Source organism: Streptomyces sp. WZ-12 (assembly GCF_028898845.1).
Taxonomy (GTDB): Bacteria; Actinomycetota; Actinomycetes; order Streptomycetales; family Streptomycetaceae; genus Streptomyces.
On record NZ_CP118574.1, the window covers coordinates 7,243,244 to 7,258,992 of the forward strand.

Annotated in this window: 13 protein-coding genes; 10 read left to right on the plus strand and 3 right to left on the minus strand. The window is 71.3% G+C overall.

Annotated features, from left to right (window positions below; all coding sequences use genetic code 11):
* The first annotated feature begins 34 nt into the window (after nt 1-34).
* The 6 genes from ruvB to PV796_RS31655 all read left to right on the plus strand — a co-directional run bounded on the left by ruvB (nt 35) and on the right by PV796_RS31655 (nt 8,089).
* The gene (gene ruvB, locus PV796_RS31630) at nt 35-1,123 is read left to right on the plus strand and encodes a Holliday junction branch migration DNA helicase RuvB (protein WP_274917018.1); all 1,089 of its coding nucleotides are present in this window, start codon (nt 35-37) and stop codon (nt 1,121-1,123) included.
* A gap of 161 nt (nt 1,124-1,284) precedes the next feature.
* Nucleotides 1,285-1,812, plus strand: a complete 528-nt coding sequence (gene yajC, locus PV796_RS31635) for a preprotein translocase subunit YajC (RefSeq protein ID WP_274917020.1) — start codon at nt 1,285-1,287, stop codon at nt 1,810-1,812.
* A 154-nt stretch (nt 1,813-1,966) separates the two neighbouring features.
* Complete coding sequence (gene secD / locus PV796_RS31640; RefSeq protein WP_274917021.1) at nt 1,967-3,709, plus strand: protein translocase subunit SecD; 1,743 nt, start codon at nt 1,967-1,969, stop codon at nt 3,707-3,709.
* 1 nt (nt 3,710) lies between these two features.
* On the plus strand, nt 3,711-4,832 hold the full coding sequence (gene secF, locus PV796_RS31645; RefSeq protein ID WP_274917022.1) for a protein translocase subunit SecF: 1,122 nt from the start codon (nt 3,711-3,713) through the stop codon (nt 4,830-4,832).
* The gene (locus PV796_RS31650) at nt 4,829-5,377 is read left to right on the plus strand and encodes an adenine phosphoribosyltransferase (protein WP_274917024.1); all 549 of its coding nucleotides are present in this window, start codon (nt 4,829-4,831) and stop codon (nt 5,375-5,377) included. The genes secF and PV796_RS31650 overlap by 4 nt, the downstream gene beginning before the upstream one ends.
* A 186-nt stretch (nt 5,378-5,563) precedes the next feature.
* Nucleotides 5,564-8,089, plus strand: coding sequence for a RelA/SpoT family protein (locus PV796_RS31655; protein WP_274917026.1), 2,526 nt, complete (start codon nt 5,564-5,566; stop codon nt 8,087-8,089).
* 66 nt (nt 8,090-8,155) lie between these two features.
* On the opposite strand, the gene PV796_RS31660 is transcribed toward PV796_RS31655, so the two are convergent.
* Entirely contained in the window at nt 8,156-9,385 is a 1,230-nt protein-coding gene (locus PV796_RS31660; RefSeq protein WP_274917027.1) for a DUF349 domain-containing protein, read from the minus strand.
* A gap of 245 nt (nt 9,386-9,630) precedes the next feature.
* The gene (locus PV796_RS31665; protein ID WP_274917028.1) at nt 9,631-10,464 is read right to left on the minus strand and encodes a peptidylprolyl isomerase; all 834 of its coding nucleotides are present in this window, start codon (nt 10,462-10,464) and stop codon (nt 9,631-9,633) included.
* 182 nt (nt 10,465-10,646) lie between these two features.
* Here PV796_RS31665 and PV796_RS31670 point away from each other — a divergent pair, with 182 nt between their 5' ends.
* From PV796_RS31670 to PV796_RS31685, 4 genes are all read left to right on the plus strand, one after another.
* Nucleotides 10,647-11,363 (plus strand): MBL fold metallo-hydrolase, encoded by a 717-nt coding sequence (locus PV796_RS31670; protein ID WP_274917030.1) that lies wholly within the window; start codon nt 10,647-10,649, stop codon nt 11,361-11,363.
* A 12-nt stretch (nt 11,364-11,375) separates the two neighbouring features.
* Nucleotides 11,376-12,638 carry a histidine--tRNA ligase gene (hisS, locus tag PV796_RS31675; protein ID WP_274917031.1) on the plus strand — a complete coding sequence of 421 codons (1,263 nt, stop codon included), beginning with the start codon at nt 11,376-11,378 and terminating at the stop codon, nt 12,636-12,638.
* A 194-nt stretch (nt 12,639-12,832) separates the two neighbouring features.
* A complete protein-coding gene (locus PV796_RS31680; RefSeq protein WP_274917032.1) occupies nt 12,833-13,474 on the plus strand; it encodes a vitamin K epoxide reductase family protein in 642 nt (213 codons plus the stop codon).
* 105 nt (nt 13,475-13,579) lie between these two features.
* Nucleotides 13,580-14,938: a replication-associated recombination protein A gene (locus PV796_RS31685; protein ID WP_274917034.1), complete on the plus strand. Its 1,359-nt coding sequence runs from the start codon at nt 13,580-13,582 to the stop codon at nt 14,936-14,938.
* A gap of 28 nt (nt 14,939-14,966) precedes the next feature.
* On the opposite strand, the gene PV796_RS31690 is transcribed toward PV796_RS31685, so the two are convergent.
* Nucleotides 14,967-15,719, minus strand: a complete 753-nt coding sequence (locus tag PV796_RS31690; RefSeq protein WP_274917036.1) for a DUF2470 domain-containing protein — start codon at nt 15,717-15,719, stop codon at nt 14,967-14,969.
* Nucleotides 15,720-15,749: the final 30 nt, after the last annotated feature.

The following is a 15,749-nucleotide window of genomic DNA, read 5'->3' on the forward strand; positions in this document are numbered from 1 at the left end:
GCCCGACCGCCCCGACCCCGCGAGGCAATCCGCAGTGAACTGGGACGACACCGCACCGTCCACCGCCGAGGAGCCCGCCGGCGGGCCGGCCGACCGACTGGTGGCGGCCGACGCCGACGGCGAGGAGAACGCGGTCGAGGCCGCGCTGCGGCCCAAGGACCTGGCGGAGTTCGTCGGCCAGGAGCGGGTCCGGGAGCAGCTCGACCTGGTGCTGAAGGCGGCCCGCGCCCGCGGCGCCACCGCCGACCACGTGCTGCTCTCCGGCGCCCCCGGCCTGGGCAAGACCACCCTCTCCATGATCATCGCGGCCGAGATGGGCGCCCCGATCCGGATCACCTCCGGCCCCGCCATCCAGCACGCCGGCGATCTGGCGGCGATCCTCTCCTCCCTCCAGGAGGGCGAGGTCCTCTTCCTCGACGAGATCCACCGGATGTCCCGGCCGGCCGAGGAGATGCTCTACATGGCGATGGAGGACTTCCGGGTCGACGTGATCGTCGGCAAGGGGCCGGGCGCCACCGCCATCCCCCTGGAGCTCCCGCCGTTCACCCTGGTCGGGGCCACCACCCGGGCCGGTCTGCTGCCGCCGCCGCTGCGCGACCGCTTCGGCTTCACCGGCCACATGGAGTTCTACGCCCCGGCCGAGCTGGAGCGCGTCATCCACCGCTCCGCCAGCCTGCTGGACGTGGCGATAGAGCCCGACGGCGCCGCCGAGATCGCCGGCCGCTCCCGCGGTACGCCCCGGATCGCCAACCGTCTGCTGCGCCGGGTCCGCGACTACGCCCAGGTCAAGGCCGACGGCGTGATCACCCGCGAGGTCGCCGCGCAGGCCCTGGGGGTCTACGAGGTCGACAGCCGGGGGTTGGACCGGCTCGACCGGGCGGTGCTCACCGCCCTGCTCAAGCTGTTCGGCGGCGGCCCGGTCGGATTGTCCACCCTCGCGGTCGCGGTGGGGGAGGAGCGGGAGACCGTCGAGGAGGTCGCCGAGCCGTTCCTGGTCCGGGAGGGGCTGCTGGCCCGTACGCCGCGCGGCCGGATCGCCACCCCGGCGGCCTGGGCGCACCTCGGGCTGGTTCCGCCGCAGCAGGCGGGTGGAACGGGACAGCACGGCCTGTTCGGGGCATGACGGCGCGGGGACTCGCCCGGTCAGGAACTGCGGTGCGATGCTGGGCGTTGTTCCTGTGGTGCGGACTCGCTTAGACTCCGCCGATGCCGTCCGTATGGACGGTATTTCCACCCCTGTATATGAGACCGCGGTGAAGCGGTCGTGCGAAGGATTTCCGTCCCGTGAGTATCGTGACTCTCCTCCCCTTCATCGTCCTCATCGGGGCCATGTTCCTGATGACGCGGTCCGCCAAGAAGAAGCAGCAGGCGGCCCAGCAGATGCGCAACGAGATGCAGCCCGGCACCGGCGTCCGGACCATCGGCGGCATGTACGCCACGGTCAAGGAGATCCACGAGGACACCGTCCTCCTGGAGGTCGCCCCCGGCGTGCACGCCATCTACGCAAAGAACGCCATCGGTGCGGTGCTCGCGGACGAGGAGTTCAACCGCATTCTGGACGGCGCCGACCCGATCTCCAGCGAGGACCGTCCGGTCGTCCCGGACGACCTCTCGTCGCTGACCAGCGCCGACGAGGCCGCCGACAAGGGTGACGAGGCCGGCAAGATCGACCTGGGCAAGGCCGAGGCCGCCAAGGACGCCGAGCCCGCCGAGAAGGCCAAGGACGCCGAGGCCAAGAAGGCCGACGAGCCCGCCGCCGAGGCCGAGGCCGCCAAGGACGGCAAGAAGGCCGGCGGCGCCGACGCGAAGTAGTCGTTCCGTAGTGAGGGACCGCGGCTCGCCCCCAGATCAGGCGCACCGCGGTTCCCGGACGGTCTAGGCTCCGGCGGGGGCACGTCCCCACAACACTTCGTGGCCGCTCGGCAGACATCCCAGGCCGAGGGGTTGGACAGGGAGAATCGACAAGGTGGCAGCACCGAAAAAGGGCCGTAGGGCGCCCGCGAGCCAGGGGCATCCAGGGCGCACCCTGATCCTGGTCCTGATCGCGATGGTGGCGTTGGTCGGAGGCATGTTCTACTCCAACCATCTGACCCCGCGGCTGGGCATCGACCTGGCGGGCGGTACCAGCTTCACGCTGGCCGCGCAGAACCAGCCGGGCAAACCCAATGCGATCAACGAGACCAACATGAACACCGCCGCCGGCATCATGGAGCGGCGGGTCAACGGTCTGGGTGTGTCCGAGGCCGAGGTCCAGACGCAGGGCACCGGCCACATCATCGTGAACATCCCCAAGGGGACGGACGCGAAGCAGGCCCGCCAACAGGTCGGCACCACCGCCCAGCTCGCCTTCCGGCCGGTGCTGACCACCGCCGCCGGCGCCAAGACGCCCGAGCCCAGCCCCTCGCAGAGCGGCAAGGGCGGCGAGAAGGCCACCGGCGGCAAGGGTTCCCAGCAGGGCGCCTCGCCGTCGCCGAGCGCCAGCTCCACCACCCAGGGCCGCGCGGTCACCGACGCGCTGAAGAAGCCGTCCGCCTCGCCCTCCGCCTCCGCTTCGGACAAGCCCTCCACGCCGCCGACGCCGCCCGTTCCCGGTGGCGCGGACATCCCGCCCGCGCTGCAGAAGCAGTTCGCGGCGCTGGACTGCTCCACCAAGCAGAGCCTGTCCCAGGCCAATGAGCAGGCCGCCGGCACCAAGCCCTCCGACCCGGTCGTGGCCTGCAAGCAGGACGGTTCGCAGAAGTACGTGCTCGGCCCGGTCGGCGTCGAGGGCACCGACGTCAAGGACGCCAAGGCCGTCTTCGACAGCCAGCAGGGCCAGGGCTGGATCGTCCAGATGGACTTCACCTCCGGCGGCGGCAAGAAGTTCGCGGACGTCACCGGCAAGCTGGCGGCCAAGACGCAGCCGCAGAACCAGTTCGCGATCGTGCTGGACGGCTCGGTCGTCTCCGACCCGCGCGTCAGCGAGCGCCTCAACGGCGGCAACGCCACCATCTCCGGCGGCTTCACCCAGCAGTCCGCCGAGGACCTCGGCAACATGCTGTCGTACGGCGCCCTGCCGCTCTCCTTCAAGATCGACGACGAGACCACGGTCACCGCGGCGCTCGGCGGCGAACAGTTGCAGGCGGGTCTGATCGCCGGCGCCATCGGCCTCGCGTTGGTCATCGTCTACCTGGTCGCCTACTACCGAGGGCTGGCGCTGGTCGCGCTGGCGAGCCTGGGCGTCTCGGCGGTCCTGACGTACACGATCATGACGCTGCTCGGCCCGACCATCGGGTTCGCGCTGAACCTCCCGGCGGTCTGCGGCGCCATCGTCGCCATCGGCATCACCGCCGACTCGTTCATCGTCTACTTCGAGCGCATCCGGGACGAGATCCGCGAGGGCCGCACGCTGCGCCCGGCCGTCGAGCGCGGCTGGCCGCGGGCCCGCCGCACGATCCTGGTCTCCGACTTCGTGTCGTTCCTGGCCGCGGCGGTGCTGTTCATCGTCACCGTCGGCAAGGTGCAGGGCTTCGCGTTCACGCTGGGCCTGACCACCCTGCTCGACGTGGTCGTGGTCTTCCTCTTCACCAAGCCCCTGATGACGCTGTTGGCCCAGCGGAAGTTCTTCGCCTCGGGGCACCCGTGGTCCGGCCTCGACCCCAAGCGCCTGGGTGCCCAGCCGCCGCTGCGCCGTCGTCGCACCGCCCCCACCCCGACGAAGGAGGCGTGAGATGTCCAAGCTCGGCAACCTCGGCGCCCGGCTCTACCGCGGTGAGGTCGGCTACGACTTCATCGGCAAGCGGAAGATCTGGTACGGCGTCTCGATCCTGATCACCATCACGGCCATCGTCGGCCTGGCGGTGCGCGGCCTGAACATGGGCATCGAGTTCTCCGGCGGTGCGGTCTTCACCACCCCGAAGACCTCGGTCTCCACCACCGAGGCCCAGCACCACGCCGAGTCGGCCGCACCCGGCCACCAGGCTCTGGTGCAGCAACTGGGCGGCGGCGCCCTGCGGATCCAGATCAGCGGTCTGGACACCAAGCAGGCGGTGCCCGTCCAGGAGGAGATCGCCAAGGACCTCAAGGTCCCGGTCAAGGACGTCAACACCCAGCTGGTCGGCCCGAGTTGGGGCGAGCAGATCGCCAACAAGGCGTGGCTGGGCCTGGGGATCTTCATGGTCCTCGTGGTGCTCTACCTCGCCGTCGCCTTCGAGTGGCGGATGGCGGTCGCCGCGCTGGTCGCGCTGATCCACGACCTGACGATCACGGTCGGCGTCTACGCCCTGGTCGGCTTCGAGGTCACCCCGGGCACGGTCATCGGTCTGCTGACGATCCTCGGCTACTCGCTCTACGACACCGTCGTCGTCTTCGACAGCCTCAAGGAAGCCTCCAAGGACATCACCAAGCAGACCCGCTTCACCTACAGCGAGATCGCCAACCGCAGCATCAACAGCACCCTGGTGCGCTCGATCAACACCACGGTCGTGGCGCTGCTCCCGGTCGCCGGTCTGCTGTTCGTCGGCGGTGGCCTGCTCGGTGCGGGCATGCTCAACGACATCTCGCTGGCCCTGTTCGTGGGTCTGGCCGCCGGTGCCTACTCGTCGATCTTCATCGCGACCCCGCTGGTCGCCGACCTGAAGAACGGTGAGCCGCAGATGAAGGCGCTGGCCAAGCGGGTCGCCGCCAAGCGCGCCTCGGCCGCGACCAAGGAGGCGGCCCGCCAGGAGGAGTCGGACGAGGCGGTGGCCGAGGACGGCGCCGAGGAGGACGAGGGCGCCGCGGTGGTCGGGCCCCGCTCCCAACCCGCGTCCCGCAACCGCGGCCGCGGCCGTCCCTCAGGGAGGCGCCGATGAGCGCCCCCACCGAGCTGCGCGAGCTGCTCCTGGACCGGATCGCGGACGTCCCGGACTACCCGAAGCCGGGCGTGATGTTCAAGGACATCACCCCGCTGCTCGCGGATCCGGTCGCGTTCCGCGCCCTGACCAGCGCCTTCGTCGATCTGTGCGCGCGTTTCCGGGTCGACAAGGTGGTGGGTCTGGAGGCCCGCGGCTTCATCCTCGCGGCGCCGGTCGCGGTGGCCGCCGGGGTCGGCTTCGTCCCGGTCCGCAAGGCCGGCAAGCTGCCAGGCGCGACGCTGGGCCAGGCGTACGACCTGGAGTACGGCACCGCCGAGATCGAGGTGCACGCCGATGCGCTGGCGCCCGGTGACCGGGTGCTGGTGATCGACGACGTGCTGGCCACCGGCGGCACCGCCGACGCCTCGCTCCAGTTGATCCGCCGGGCCGGCGCCGAGGTGGCGGGCGTGGCCGTGCTGCTGGAGCTCGGCTTCCTGGCCGGGCGGCAGCGGCTGGAGCCGGGCCTGAAGGGCGCTCCGCTGGAGGCCCTGATCACGGTCTGAGCCGTCGTCGGCCGTGCGGCCGGCACCCGTGGCGACAAGCGGGGGCATCCGGAACATTCCGGGTGCCCCCGCTGCTGTGTCAGGTACCGGACCCGCGGCCGCGCGGCGGCCGTGGCCATGGGCTCGATACCATGGCACCCCGGCCGCTTCGAGGCCCTGGGGTCCGAACCCGCCTGAGGAGTGCCCTTGCCAGACGAGGCCCAGCCGCTCTCCCCCGGACCGCGTCCGACGGGGACCCCCGCCGTGCGCCCGGACGAGCCGAAGCCGCAGCCCGCGGCTTCCTCCGACGCGTCGAAGCCCGAGCGGCAGACCGCGGCCGACGGCACCGTCGCCCCCGCCGGCCGCTCCCGCCCGGCCCCCGCCTCGCCGCCGGCGACGGCCAAGCCGCTGCCGACCGCCACGGCCGGCCGCTCCGGCTCGCCCAACCGCGTCCGGGCCCGCCTGGCCCGCCTCGGCGTCCAGCGTTCCAGCCCGTACAACCCGGTCCTGGAGCCGCTGCTGCGGGCGGTCCGCAGCAACGACCCGAAGATCGAGACGGCGACGCTGCGCCAGGTCGAGCGGGCCTACCAGGTCGCCGAGCGCTGGCACCGCGGCCAGAAGCGCAAGAGCGGCGACCCGTACATCACCCACCCGCTCGCGGTCACCACCATCCTCGCCGAGCTCGGCATGGACCCGGCGACGCTGATGGCGGGGCTGCTGCACGACACCGTCGAGGACACCGAGTACGGCCTGGACACCCTGCGCCGGGACTTCGGCGACCAGGTCGCGCTGCTCGTCGACGGCGTCACCAAGCTGGACAAGGTCAAGTTCGGCGAGGCCGCGCAGGCCGAGACGGTCCGCAAGATGGTCGTGGCGATGGCCAAGGACCCGCGGGTGCTGGTCATCAAGCTGGCCGACCGGCTGCACAACATGCGCACCATGCGGTACCTCAAGCGGGAGAAGCAGGAGAAGAAGGCCCGCGAGACGCTGGAGATCTACGCCCCGCTGGCGCACCGGCTGGGCATGAACACCATCAAGTGGGAGCTGGAGGACCTCGCGTTCGCGATCCTCTACCCCAAGATGTACGACGAGATCGTCCGGCTGGTCGCCGAGCGCGCGCCCAAACGGGACGAGTACCTCGCGATAGTGACCGACGAGGTCCAGGCCGACCTCCGCGCCGCCCGCATCAAGGCCACCGTCACCGGCCGCCCCAAGCACTACTACAGCGTCTACCAGAAGATGATCGTGCGCGGCCGCGACTTCGCCGAGATCTACGACCTGGTGGGCATCCGCGTCCTCGTCGACACCGTCCGGGACTGCTACGCCGCCCTCGGCACCATCCACGCGCGGTGGAACCCGGTCCCCGGCCGGTTCAAGGACTACATCGCGATGCCCAAGTTCAACATGTACCAGTCGCTGCACACGACGGTGATCGGCCCCAACGGCAAGCCCGTTGAGCTCCAGATCCGCACCTTCGACATGCACCGCCGCGCCGAGTACGGCATCGCCGCGCACTGGAAGTACAAGCAGGAGGCGGTCGCCGGCGCCTCCAAGGTGCGCACTGACGCACCCAAGGGCACCGGCAAGGGCGCCGGCCAGGACACCGTCAACGACATGGCCTGGCTGCGGCAGTTGCTGGACTGGCAGAAGGAGACCGAGGACCCGGGCGAGTTCCTGGAGTCGCTGCGCTTCGACCTCTCCCGCAACGAGGTCTTCGTCTTCACGCCCAAGGGCGACGTGATAGCGCTGCCGGCCGGCGCCACCCCGGTCGACTTCGCCTACGCGGTGCACACCGAGGTCGGCCACCGCACGATAGGGGCCCGGGTCAACGGGCGCCTCGTCCCGCTCGAATCGACCCTGGACAACGGCGACTTGGTGGAGGTCTTCACCTCCAAGGCGGCCGGCGCGGGCCCGTCCCGCGACTGGCTGAGCTTCGTGAAGTCCCCGCGGGCCCGCAACAAGATCCGCGCGTGGTTCTCCAAGGAGCGCCGCGACGAGGCCATCGAGCAGGGCAAGGACGCCATCGCCCGCGCGATGCGCAAGCAGAACCTGCCGATCCAACGGATCCTGACCGGCGACTCCCTGGTCACCCTGGCGCACGAGATGCGCTACCCGGACATCTCCTCGCTCTACGCCGCCATCGGCGAGGGCCATGTCGCCGCGCAGGGCGTCGTCCAGAAGCTGGTGCAGGCGCTCGGCGGGCAGGACGAGGCCACCGAGGACATCGCCGAGTCGACGCCGATCCGGCCCCGTTCCAAGCGTCGGACGAGCGCGGACCCGGGTGTGGTCGTCAAGGGCGTGGACGACGTGTGGGTCAAGCTGGCCCGCTGTTGTACTCCGGTGCCGGGCGACCCCATCATCGGGTTCGTCACCCGCGGCAGCGGCGTCTCGGTGCACCGCGCCGACTGCGTCAACGTGGACTCGCTCTCCCGACAGCCCGAGCGGATCCTGGAGGTCGAGTGGGCGCCGACCCAGTCGTCGGTCTTCCTCGTCGCCATCCAGGTGGAGGCGCTGGACCGCTCCCGGCTGTTGTCGGACGTCACCCGGGTCCTCTCGGACCAGCACGTCAACATCCTCTCCGCGGCCGTGCAGACCTCCCGCGACCGGGTCGCCACCTCGCGCTTCACCTTCGAGATGGGTGACCCCAAGCACCTGGGCCACGTCCTGAAGGCCGTCCGCGGCGTCGAGGGCGTCTACGACGTGTACCGGGTGACCTCGGCCCGCCGGCCCTGAGCGAACCCGCACGGGAAAGGCCCGGTACGGATCGTCCGTACCGGGCCTTCGCGCGTCCGACCGGCGTCAGCCGCCGAACTCCTCAAGTCCCTTCAGGGCCTGGTCAAGCAGGGCCTTGCGGCCCTCCAGCTCGCGGCCGAGCTTGTCCGCCTTGGCGGTGTTGCCGGCCGCCCGGGCCGTGTCGATCTGCTTCTGGAGCTTGTCGACGGCGTCCTGGAGCTGGCCGGTCAGCCCCGCGGCGCGCGCCCGCGCCTCGGGGTTGGTCCGCCGCCACTCGGCCTCCTCGGCGTCCTGGATGGCCCGCTCGACGGTGTGCATCCGGCCCTCGATCTTGGGGCGGGCGTCCCGCGGCACGTGGCCGATGGCCTCCCACCGCTCGTTGATCGCCCGGAACGCGGACCGGGCCGCCTTCAGGTCGGTGACCGGGAGCAGCTTCTCCGCCTCGGCGGCCAACTCCTCCTTGCGGGTCAGGTTCTCCCGCTGCTCGGCGTCGCGCTCCGCGAAGACCTCGCTGCGGGCCTGGAAGAAGACGTCCTGGGCGCCGCGGAAGCGGTTCCACAGGTCGTCCTCGTGCTCGCGCTGGGCGCGGCCGGCGGCCTTCCAGTCCTGCATCAGCTCGCGGTAACGGGCCGCGGTGGCGCCCCAGTCCGTGGAGCCGGAGAGTGCCTCGGCCTCGGCGACCAGCTTCTCCTTGGCCTTGCGGGCCTCCTCGCGCTGCGCGTCCAACGAGGCGAAGTGCCCCTTGCGCCGCTTCGAGAACGCCGACCGGGCGTGCGAGAAGCGGTGCCACAGCTCGTCGTCGGTCTTGCGGTCCAGCCGGGGCAGCCCCTTCCAGGTGTCCACCAGCGCCCGCAGCCGCTCGCCGGCGGCCCGCCACTGCTCGCTGGCCGCCAGCTCCTCGGCCTCGACGACCAGCTTCTCCTTGGACTGCCGCGCCTCGTCGGTCTGCCGGGCCTTCGCCGCCCGGCGTTCCTCGCGCCGCGACTCGACCGTGCTGACCAGCCCGTCCAGCCGCTTCCTCAGCGCTTCCAGATCGCCCACCGCGTGGTGCTCGTCGACCTGCTGGCGCAGGTGGTCGATGGCGGCCTGGGCGTCCTTCGCCGAGAGGTCGGTGGTCTTGACCCGTCGCTCCAGGAGGCCGATCTCGACGACCAGGCCCTCATACTTGCGCTCGAAGTAGGCCAGGGCCTCCTCTGGAGTGCCCGCCTGCCACGATCCGACGACCTGCTCGCCGTCGGCGGTACGCACGTACACGGTCCCCGTCTCATCGACGCGGCCCCATGGGTCGCTGCTCACAGCGCCTCCTCCACATGATGCCGACGCGGGCTGTGGCCCCCCGGCATCGTCCACAGTTTCTGTCCGGCGGGGCAGCGCCCCGACCGGTCCGACGGGCTGAATTGCGGTGAGGGTGGCAGGCCGTCGGAGCAGGCACCCTACACAACGCCAATCTAGGCGACCGGCGGTCGGCTGTCCGCATCCAGCACGACCGAAATTCCAGATGGGACGGACGGTACCCGCCCCCGCGCCGGCCCCCGCGTCGGTCAGGATTTCCTGACCGACGCCCCGTTGATGACGACCGTGGCGTTGGGAGCGGTGTTGCCGGTGGCCGGATCGGGGTGCGAACCGGCGGCGGCGATCTTCTTCAGCACGTCCATCCCGCCGGTGATCCGGCCGAACGGCGTGTAATTCGGGGGCAACTGGCTGTCCTTGTAGACGAGGAAGAACTGACTGCCCCCGGAATTACGGGTCTTGGGGTCCTGGCCGTCGTAGCGGTTGGCCATCGCGACCGTGCCCGCCGGATACACATTGCCCTTGATCCGGGGGTCCTTGAGGTTCTCGTCGGGGAGCGTGTAACCGGGGGTGCCCTGGCCGGTGCCCTTCGGGTCGCCGCACTGCAGGACGTAGATCCCCGCGTCGACGAGGCGGTGGCAGCGGCTGTGGTCGAAGTAGCCCTGACCGGCCAGGAAGGCAAAGGAGTTGACGGTGTGCGGGGTCTTGCCGGCGTCCATGGTGAAGGTGATCCGCCCGCAGGTGGTGGCCAACTCCGCGGTGTAGGACGCCGAGGCGTCGACCGTCATCGCCGGCTCCTTCGACCAGGTCTTCGTCGACGGGCTGCCCTTGGCGGGCCGGGCGCACGGGTCGGCGGCGGTCGGGGAGGGGCTGGCGGCGGCCTGGTCGGAGGTGTCCGCACGGTCACCGCCGATCAGCGAGGCGGAGGCGTACGCCGTCGCGCCGGCGGCCAGCACGACCGCCACGACGCCGGCGATGACCACGTTGCGCCGCTTGGTCCGCCGCGTGCTGTCGGTCCGTCGTTGCTGCTGGCGCTCGTACTTCTGCCGGGCGAGCTGGCGCCGCCGCTGGTCCTTGCTGGCCACCGGTCGTCTCCTTGTCCTGAGCGTCGATCGTTGCCCCTGGGGCCTGTCCGATGGGTCACGGCCGTGGCCGTACCGTATACGGGTTCGCCCTGGCGGGAGTCGCGCCGGTAGGCTCTGGAGCTGCCGAGATGTTCCGGGCGCGGTCCCGCAGGCCCGCCCCCCGCCGATCTTTAAGGACGAACGTGCTGATTGCCGGGTTCCCCGCCGGGGCCTGGGGGACCAACTGCTACTTGGTCGCCCCCGCCGCCGGCGAGGAGTGCGTGATCATCGACCCGGGCCACCAGGCGGCCCCCGGCGTTGAGGACGCGCTCAGGAAGCATCGGCTCAAGCCCGTCGCGGTCATCCTCACCCACGGCCACCTCGACCACGTCGCGTCGGTCGTCCCGGTGTGCGGTGCGCACGACGTCCCCGCCTGGATCCACCCCGAGGACCGCTACATGATGAGCGACCCGGAGAAGGCCCTGGGCCGCTCCATCGGTCAGCAGCTCATGGGCGAGCTGACCGTGGGCGAGCCGGACGACGTCAAGGAGCTGGCCGATGGCAGCACCCTGGAACTGGCCGGGATGGAGTTCTCGGTCGCGCACGCACCGGGCCATACCAAGGGGTCGGTGACCTTCCGGATGCCCGAACAGGCCGACGTTCCGCCGGTCTTGTTCTCGGGCGACCTGTTGTTCGCCGGCTCCATCGGACGCACCGACCTGCCGGGCGGCGACCACGCCGAGATCCTCCGGTCGCTGGAGCGCGTATGCCTCCCGCTGGACGACTCGACCGTGGTCCTCTCCGGCCACGGCCCCCAGACCACCATCGGCCGCGAACGCGCCACCAACCCCTTCCTCCGGCAGGTGGCCGCCGGCCTCGGAGACGGCACGCAGACCGCCGCTCCGCGACGAGGAATGTGACGAGAACCTTCCGTGAGCACCTTTCAGGCACCCAAGGGCACCTACGACCTGATCCCGCCGAACTCCGCGACGTACCTCGCGGTGCGCGAGGCGATCGCCGCACCGCTGAGGAACTCCGGCTACGGCTACATCGAGACGCCCGGCTTCGAGAACGTCGAGCTGTTCGCCCGCGGTGTCGGTGAGTCCACCGACATCGTCACCAAGGAGATGTACGCCTTCGAGACCAAGGGCGGCGACAAGCTGGCGCTGCGCCCCGAGGGCACCGCGTCCGTGCTGCGCGCCGCGCTGGAGGCCAACCTCCACAAGGGCGGCAACCTCCCCGTCAAGCTCTGGTACTCCGGCTCGTACTACCGCTACGAGCGCCCGCAGAAGGGCCGTTACCGGCACTTCTCGCAGGTCGGTGCCGAGGCGATCGGCGCCGAGGACCCGGCGCTGGACGCCGAGTTGATCATCCTGGCGCACCAGGCGTACCGCTCGCTGGGGCTGCGCGACTTCCGGATCCTGCTGAACTCGCTGGGCGACAAGGAGTGCCGTCCCGTCTACCGCGCCGCGCTCCAGGACTTCCTGCGCGGGCTGGAGCTGGACGAGGACACCCGCCGCCGGATCGAGATCAACCCGCTGCGGGTCCTGGACGACAAGCGCGAGGCGGTCCAGGAGCAGTTGATCGGCGCGCCGATGCTGCGCGACTACCTCTGCGAGGCGTGCAAGACGTACCACGAGCAGGTGCGCGAGCTGCTGACCGCGGCGGGCGTGGCCTTCGAGGACGACCCGAAGCTGGTCCGCGGTCTGGACTACTACACCCGCACCACCTTCGAGTTCGTCCACGACGGCCTGGGCTCGCAGTCCGCGGTGGGCGGCGGCGGCCGCTACGACGGCCTCTCCGAGATGATCGGCGGCCCCGAACTGCCGTCCGTCGGCTGGGCGTTGGGTGTCGACCGCACCGTGCTGGCCCTGGAGGCCGAGGGCGTCAACCTCGACATCCCGGCCGCCACTTCCGTCTACGCCGTGCCGCTCGGCGAGGAGGCCCGCCGGGTGCTGTTCGGCAAGGTCACCGAGTTGCGCCAGGCCGGCGTCGCGACCGACTTCGCGTACGGCGGCAAGGGCCTGAAGAACGCCATGAAGTCCGCCAACCGCTCCGGTGCGCGGCTGGCGTTGGTGGCCGGCGAGCGGGACCTGGCCGAGGGCCTGGTCCAGCTCAAGGACCTGCAGAGCGGCGAGCAGACCCCGGTCGTGCTGGACGCGGTGGTCGAGGAGGTCCGCCGGGCGCTCGGCTGACCCGTACCCGTACGCACCCGGGGGCCCGGACGGCAGCGCGCCGTCCGGGCCCCCGCGTCAATGCCGGGTCCGCGGAATCACCCCGGATCCGTGCTCGGCGCCCCGGTCTCACAGGGAGGTGCGGCACAATGAAGGACGCGGCCGGGTCACGCCGGCCGGGATCCTCTCCCCACGGGACCGACGGAAACGGCCATATGACGACGACAGCGCTTGACGACGTGTCCACCGACGACGACCGCACGAGCGCGGCGGGGACCACCGGCTCGGGTCGCGGCTTCGCCGTGCTCCTGGTGATCACCGGCGCGTTGGGTCTGCTGGCCGCCTGGATCATCAGCCTGGACAAGCTGGAGCTGCTGAAGGACCCGAACTTCAAGCCCGCCTGCAGCTTCAACCCGATCATCTCCTGCGGCAGCGTGATGCAGAGCAAGCAGGCGGAGGTCTTCGGCTTCCCGAACCCGTGGGCCGGCCTGATCGGTTTCGGCATCGTCGTCGGGATCGGTATGGCGCTGCTGGCCGGCGCCCGCTTCCGCCGCTGGTACTGGCTCGGCCTCAACGTGGGTACGCTGCTGGCCGCGGTCTTCTGCATGTGGCTGATGTCCCAGTCGCTGTACTCGATCAACGCGCTGTGCCTGTGGTGCACGCTGACCTGGTGCGTCACCATCGCGATGTTCTGGTACACCACGGTGCACAACCTCAAGCACGGCATCCTGCCGGCGCCCCGGGGGCTGCGGGACGCGGTGGTGGAGTTCCACTGGGTGGTCCCGGTGCTCTGGTACGGCGTGATCGCGCTGCTGATCCTGACCCGCTGGTGGTCGTACTGGAGCAGCCTGCTCTGACCGGCCCTTGAGGAGCCGTTCGGACCCGTCAGGAAGCCTCTCGCCCCGGCCGCCGTACCCCGGCGGCCGGGGCGTTGTCAGTGGGGTGGCATAGGCTCCGTAGACGTGGAGCCCGACCTGTTCACCGCCGCCGCAGAAGACCGTCAGGAGAAGGACCCCGCGGGGTCCCCGCTCGCCGTGCGCATGCGCCCGCGCACCCTCGACGAAGTCGTGGGGCAGCAGCACCTGCTCAAGCCCGGATCGCCGCTGCGGCGGTTGGTGGGGGAGGGGGCCGGCGGGCCGGCGGGGCCGTCCTCGGTGTTCCTGTGGGGGCCGCCGGGCATCGGGAAGACCACCCTGGCGTACGTCGTCAGCCAGGCGACGAAGAAGCGCTTCGTGGAGCTCTCCGCGATCACGGCCGGGGTCAAGGAGGTCCGGGCGGTCATCGACGGCGCCCGCCGCGCCTCGGGCGGCTACGGCAAGGAGACGGTCCTCTTCCTGGACGAGATCCACCGCTTCAGCAAGGCCCAGCAGGACTCCCTGCTGCCCGCGGTGGAGAACCGCTGGGTGACCCTGATCGCCGCCACGACCGAGAACCCGTACTTCTCGGTGATCTCCCCGCTGCTCTCCCGCTCGCTGCTGCTGACCCTCGAACCGCTCACCGACGACGACCTGCGCGGCCTGATGCGCCGGGCGCTCACCGACGAGCGCGGCCTGGGCGGGGCGGTCACCCTCCCCGAGGACACCGAGGCGCATCTGCTGCGGATCGCGGGCGGGGACGCCCGGCGGGCGCTGACGGCCCTGGAGGCGGGCGCCGGATCGGCGCTGGCCAAGGGGGAGCAGGAGATCACCCTGCGGACGTTGGAGGAGTCGGTCGACCGCGCGGCGGTGAAGTACGACCGGGCCGGCGATCAGCACTACGACGTCGCCAGCGCGCTGATCAAGTCGATCCGCGGCTCCGACGTGGACGCCGCGCTGCACTATCTGGCGCGGATGATCGAGGCCGGGGAGGACCCGCGGTTCATCGCCCGCCGGCTGATGATCTCGGCCAGCGAGGACATCGGGTTGGCCGATCCGACGGCGTTGCAGACCGCGGTGGCCGCGGCCCAGGCGGTGGCGCTGATCGGCTTCCCCGAGGCCCGGATCACGCTGAGCCAGGCCACCATCGCGCTCGCCCTGGCGCCGAAGTCCAACGCCGCGTATCTGGCGATAGACGCCGCGCTGGCGGACGTCCGCGCCGGCAAGGCCGGGCCGGTGCCCGCGCACCTGCGCGACAGCCACTACCAGGGCGCCCAGAAGTTGGGCCACGGCCGGGGCTACCAGTACCCGCACGACCTGCCGGGCGGCATCGCGGCTCAGCAGTACGCCCCGGACGAGGTGCACGGCACGCGCTACTACGCCCCCACCCGGCACGGCGCCGAGGCGCGCTACGCCGATGTCGCCGAGCGGGTCAGGGCCCGGCTGCGCGGCGAGAACGGCGACTGATCCGACGGCCGGCGGGCCGTGGCGGCGGTCAGTCCGCCGCGGCCTCGAAGAGCACGTGCATGGCCCGGCGCAGCTCGGCGATGTCCCGCACCGGCTCGGGGAAGTCGAAGCGGGCGTCGAAGGTCCGCCGGTCGCCGTCGCTGAAGCGCACCCGCAGTCCGAAGCGGTCCAGGCCGACCGGGACGGCGTGGTCCCGCACCCCGCAGCTCTCGCCGCGCTCGCCGAGCAGCGAACACAGCCCGCGCACCTGCTCGGCGTGGGCGGAGTGCAGGTGCTGGAGCAGCTCCGCCTCGTGCGCGACCAGTGGGTCGGGTGCCGCGGCGGCGAACTCGTCGGGCTCGAAGGGCTCCGCGCCCCACAGGTCGTCCACGGCGCCCTCGCCCACCTCCAGACGCAGCAGCATCCAGGCGGGTCGGCCGTACTGGCCGGGGGTCGGGTCGGGGGCCAACGCCTCGCCGATGCCCAGGAGTTCGCCGACCGGGTGCCGCTCGGCGAGCAGCATCGCGGCCCGGGCGCGCTGCTCGTTGCGCACGGGGGTGAGCCAGCCGGCGACCCAGGCGCGGCCGCGGATCCGGTGGGGTACCGAGACCGGCGCCACATCCGTGATCTCCATCACGGCGGGGAGGTCGTCGTCCTGGGCGTGTGCGGCGGACCGGGCGGCGACGGAGTCCCCAGGAACCAGCAACAGCACGTCCCCTTCCGGCGTCACGGTCCGGCAGACGGGGGCCGAGAGGCCGCTGTCGTCGGGATCCTCGACTCCGGGGATGTCCAGCGACGCCATACCATGGGACTCGACGAGAGTTCGTACGCG

What these genes read in the sequence shown, in the direction of transcription:
- PV796_RS31680 (WP_274917032.1), top strand. Translation starts at nt 12,833, where the DNA reads ATGACGACGACAGCGCTTGACGACGTGTCCACCGACGACGACCGCACG.
- PV796_RS31690 (WP_274917036.1), bottom strand. Translation starts at nt 15,719, where the DNA reads ATGGCGTCGCTGGACATCCCCGGAGTCGAGGATCCCGACGACAGCGGC.
- secF (WP_274917022.1), top strand. Translation starts at nt 3,711, where the DNA reads ATGTCCAAGCTCGGCAACCTCGGCGCCCGGCTCTACCGCGGTGAGGTC.
- PV796_RS31650 (WP_274917024.1), top strand. Translation starts at nt 4,829, where the DNA reads ATGAGCGCCCCCACCGAGCTGCGCGAGCTGCTCCTGGACCGGATCGCG.